This window comes from Algoriphagus sp. (assembly GCF_024642405.1).
Classification (GTDB): domain Bacteria; phylum Bacteroidota; class Bacteroidia; order Cytophagales; family Cyclobacteriaceae; genus Algoriphagus.
The window spans coordinates 1-4078 of record NZ_JAHEBC010000341.1 but is presented as its reverse complement, the minus strand read 5'-3'; the positions used below and the strand labels follow the sequence as shown (position 1 = coordinate 4078).

At 38.0% G+C, this 4078-nt stretch carries 4 protein-coding genes; 3 read left to right on the top strand and 1 reads right to left on the bottom strand.

Annotated features, from left to right (window positions below; translation table 11 throughout):
• The 3 genes from Q0L68_RS17355 to Q0L68_RS17345 form a co-directional block, all read left to right on the top strand.
• The coding region (locus tag Q0L68_RS17355) for a DEAD/DEAH box helicase (protein ID WP_296705526.1) at positions 1-1912 on the top strand (1912 nt) is incomplete at its 5' end.
• A gap of 149 nt (positions 1913-2061) precedes the next feature.
• The gene (locus Q0L68_RS17350; RefSeq protein ID WP_296705525.1) at positions 2062-2397 is read left to right on the top strand and encodes a helix-turn-helix transcriptional regulator; all 336 of its coding nucleotides are present in this window, start codon (positions 2062-2064) and stop codon (positions 2395-2397) included.
• Positions 2391-3695: a type II toxin-antitoxin system HipA family toxin gene (locus Q0L68_RS17345; protein ID WP_296705524.1), complete on the top strand. Its 1305-nt coding sequence runs from the start codon at positions 2391-2393 to the stop codon at positions 3693-3695. Before Q0L68_RS17350 ends, Q0L68_RS17345 begins: the two co-directional genes overlap by 7 nt.
• Positions 3696-3711: 16 nt before the next feature.
• On the opposite strand, the gene Q0L68_RS17340 is transcribed toward Q0L68_RS17345, so the two are convergent.
• Positions 3712-4078 (bottom strand): YdcF family protein (locus Q0L68_RS17340; RefSeq protein WP_296705523.1); only part of this gene is annotated, 367 nt, incomplete at its 5' end.

The window sequence follows — 4078 nt, the reverse complement described above, 5'->3', positions numbered from 1 at the left end:
AATTGTGGATGAAATGAATAAGTTGAATGACTTTACCCACTTAGATTTTTCAATATCCCATCTCGAGAGTTTAAAGAATGAGGTAAATGAGGTCTTGGTATGGCTTTCAAATATGGAAACCTTAAAAAGAATTATTGGGATTTTAGATCTTAATAGCCTTCAACAAAGCCAGGATGAATTTACGAATCAGTTAACTTATTTAGTGGAGCATTTTAGACAATTTGAATCTGATTTGCTCAGATGGAAGAACTACCTTAATTCGAATCAAATTGAGTGGCTATTATTTGAAGGATTGAAAGTTGATAGATCAAATCTGAATCAGGATTTTATTGAACTTCAGGCTTTTGACCAGTTTATTGATAGTTGGGAAATTTCTAAAAAGAAATTAGCGGAGATTTTGGAAGATAAATATCCTAACTATACAATTACTCAGCAACTTAAGGTTTTCGAGGATTCATGGTATTTACTTTGGATTTCTGAATTGGAAAAAATACATCCACATCTCTCTGAAGCAGGAACTCTAAAGTTAGCGCATGAGATGGATGAGTTAAAGTCAGCTATTCTTGAAAAAAGAAAAATATCTAAGGATTTTGCGTTGTTGCGGCTACGTGAACAAATAAGTTCTAATCTGGAGGAAAACAGACTTGGAAATAGGATAACCTTCCGAGAACTTTCTCATCAGGTAAATAAAAAGAAACAGCGCTGGCCTATTCGGAAATTGGTTCAGGAATTTGACGAAGAGATTTTCCGACTCTTGCCTTGCTGGCTTGCGAGCCCAGAGACAGTTTCAGCTCTTTTTCCAGCTTCTCAGGATTTTGATTTGGTTATTTTTGATGAAGCTTCACAGTGCCAAGCTGAAAAAGGACTTCCAGCAATGTTGCGTGGGAAACAGGTGGTTGTCGCGGGGGATTCAAAGCAATTAAGACCTTCCGATTTTTATCAGGTAACCTGGGAAACAGATGAGGAGGGGATAGAATTTGAATCGGAATCTTTATTGGAACTTGCAGGATATTATTTTGAAAAGCAACAATTGACGGGTCATTATAGATCTGAAGATCCTGCTTTGATTTATTTTTCCAATTCTCATTTTTATGAAAATATATTAGAGGTTTTGCCTGATTACAAAACAGTTGAAGCTGAAGTTCCATCCTTTTCTTGGATGAAAGTGGAGGGAATTTGGGAAAATCAAATCAATCGGGTGGAGGCTGAAGAGGTTTTGAACTCAGTGAAAAGGATTTCTTTGGATTCTCCAAGGGATTCTATTGGTATTGTTACCGGGAATTATTTCCAAATGGAATTGATTCGGGATCTTCTTTGGAAATCCGGTTTGAACTCTGATTTGATTAAGGTCAGAAATATTGAAAATGTGCAGGGGGATGAGTTTGATCAGGTGATTTTGTCATTAGGTTATGCTCCAAATAGAGAGGGACGGTTGGTAACAAATTTTGGTTTGTTGGGTAAGTTTGGAGCAGAGAATCGATTAAATGTGGCGATTACACGTTCCAGAAAAAAAATGCATGTGATCAGTAGTATTTTGCCGGAGGATTTTCGGCCCTCCCAATTGAAGAATCCTGGTTTAGCTTTGCTTAAAGAGTATCTGTCTTTTGTTCAAACGCAATCGAAAGGATTCGAACTAATTTCTCCGGAGATTAGCTTGAAGAACTTTGAGATAAACTGGAGTCTGAAAAATAAGTTGCTGGCAATGGATTCTTTCTATTCTAAAAAGATTCCCTCAGCTGTAATGGATCTGATGCGTGTAGATGATGGAAAGAAAATAGCTATTCTAACCGATGATCAACGATTTTTTAATGCACCAACCGCCAAGGCAGCCATTGCCTATCATCCGATTTTGCTGGAGCAAAAGGGGTGGGATTGGGAATGGAAATGGAGTAGGGAAGAATTTTTTAGCTAATATATTTTTACATATTGTATGAAATTTCATTCATTATATGTTATTTATATATTTAATGAATGATTTATAATACAAATAAAATTTTATAAAATGTATGATAATTCACTCAATAAGTATTATTTTTGTGTGTAACGAATGATTTTTCATACATGGATTATAATTCATTAAGTGATTTGCAGATACTCCAGCAGATTGGAGACTTTGTCAAAGCAGAGCGGATTGCACAGAATAAATCCCAAGATCAGCTTTCAAAAGAGTCTGGAATCAGTAGATCTACATTGAGTCTTTTGGAGAGAGGCGAGAAGGTCAATCTGATTACGTTGATCCAGGTCTTGAGAGTGTTGGATCAGTTGCAGTGGTTGGAGGCTTTTGAGAAAAAGAAGACAATCAGTCCCATGGCATACATTAAGCTTCAAAAGAAGCACGAGCGGCAGCGGGTTCGTAATTCTGACATGGCAGCTGACAATCCTCCTTCAGAATGGTAAAGGCTGCGGAAATTTGGATATGGGATAAACTTGCGGGAGCAGTACTTTGGGATGAGACCCAGCAAATAGGAAGCTTTGAGTTCAACCAGACTTTTCTTCGTTCTGGTCTGGATATTTCACCTGTGAAAATGCCTTTGGCGCAAGGAAGTCGAGTTTTTTCATTTCTAGAGCTGAGGAAATCCAGAGGGGATGCATTCGATACTTTCAAAGGATTGCCAGGACTATTGGCTGATATGCTTCCTGATAAATACGGGAATCAGTTGATCAATGCATGGCTAGTGCAAAATGGTCGGCCGGCAGATAGTCTCAACCCTGTGGAACAGCTTTGCTTTATTGGGAAGCGGGGAGTAGGGGCATTGGAAATCAAACCTTCTTTAAGAACTGAAGTGACCAAAGCCAGCAATTTGGAAATAGATAGTTTGGTCCATATTGCCAGGAAAATCCTCAATGCAAAAGAGGGGTTTCAATCAGATTTAAGCAGTCAGGAGCAATCGGCTTTGACTGATATTCTTAAAATAGGTACTTCAGCAGGTGGTGCAAGAGCTAAGGCAGTCATTGCTTACAATTCTAAAACCGGTGCAGTAAAAAGCGGTCAAGTCAAAGCTCCTGCAGGGTTTTCCTATTGGATCATCAAATTTGATGGAGTTCATGATTCTCAATTCGGGGCAACCGTAGGATATGGGAGAGTGGAAATGGCCTATTATCTGATGGCGTTGGAAGCAGGGATCAATATGTCTGAATGTAGCTTGTTGGAAGAAAATGACAGAGCACATTTTATGACCAAACGCTTTGATAGATTGGAGAATGGAGAAAAAATCCACATGCAAAGTCTTTGTGGCTTGAGGCATTTTGATTTCAATCAAGTGGGAGCTTTTAGCTATGAGCAGGTATTTGAAACCATGAGAATGTTGCGGCTTTCTTATCCGGAAGCTGAGCAAATGTTTTTAAGAATGGTCTTCAATGTGCTAGCAAGAAACTGTGATGATCATACCAAGAACTTTGCGTTTCTAATGGATCAAACTGGCAAATGGACCCTTTCACCCGCTTATGATATTTGTCATGCCTATAGACCAGGTAGTATTTGGGTGAGTTCCCAATCTCTAACTGTCAATGGCAAAAGAGAAAATATTGCTGATGAAGATTTCCTGGAAGTAGCCCGAAAGATGAATATCAAAAAACCAGAAGAGAAAATTGAAAATGTAAAATCAGCTATCAAAAGGTGGAATGAATTTGCAGATCAAGCTGGGGTAGATGAAAAATTGAAAATAGGAATTAAGAAAACCTTACTGGTTCAATAGAAGAGTTCCGAATTCTCTAAATATAACCCACCAATTTATAAACTATTATTCCGATCCATTCTTTGAACAGTTTGGTCCAGTATTCTAGTGAAAAAGAATCCGGAAAGAGTAAGGATGGTAGGTCATACTTTACATCATGGGAATAATAATCGGTAGGAAAGGTCTCTGTCTTTAATCCAACTTGATCAAAACAGCCTTTCGCTCGATACATGTGAAATGCAGAAGTTATTAGCATAAATTCCTGATTGGTGTCTATCCCTTTTTTTTCTAAAAATTCTTTGGTGAATTGTGCATTTTGAGCTGTGTTTTTACTTTGGTCCTCAATCAAAATGTTGTTTTCAGGCATTCCAGTCATGAGCAGAAATCGTTTTAATACTTCAGCC

Excerpts from the sequence above, each read along its gene's own strand:
- Q0L68_RS17350 (WP_296705525.1), top strand. The coding sequence starts at position 2,062 with ATGGATTATAATTCATTAAGTGATTTGCAGATACTCCAGCAGATTGGA.
- Q0L68_RS17345 (WP_296705524.1), top strand. The coding sequence starts at position 2,391 with ATGGTAAAGGCTGCGGAAATTTGGATATGGGATAAACTTGCGGGAGCA.